Raw genomic sequence first — 329 nt, forward strand, 5'->3', positions numbered from 1 at the left:
GACATCGCGCGCTACGGGCACATCGCCACCACGTACGCGTACCCGGTGATGGTCAACGGGCGGTACCTGATGGACCCGTCCCCGACGCCGAGCTTCGACAACCCGAAGCTGCACCGGAGTCCGGCGCTGCACCTGTACGGCGCCGGCCGCGAGAAGCGCATCTACGCGGTGCCGCCCTTCACCGACGTCGTGAGCCTGGGGTTCGAGGACCACCCGTTCGAGCCCCAGCGGTTCGAGCACCCGTGCGCGATCTGCGGGTCGACGGGCGTGTACCTCGACGAGATCATCACCGACGACACGGGCGGCGTGCTGTTCGCCTGCTCGGACAC

Annotated in this window: 1 protein-coding gene; it reads left to right on the forward strand. The window is 69.0% G+C overall.

Annotated features, from left to right (window positions below):
• Positions 1–329: alpha-D-ribose 1-methylphosphonate 5-phosphate C-P-lyase PhnJ (locus BIU99_RS19200; RefSeq protein WP_175484446.1), on the forward strand; the 329-nt coding region annotated here is incomplete at both ends.

The sequence above is a fragment of the Plantibacter sp. MMLR14_011 genome (assembly GCF_001865025.1).
GTDB lineage: Bacteria > Actinomycetota > Actinomycetes > Actinomycetales > Microbacteriaceae > Plantibacter > Plantibacter flavus_A.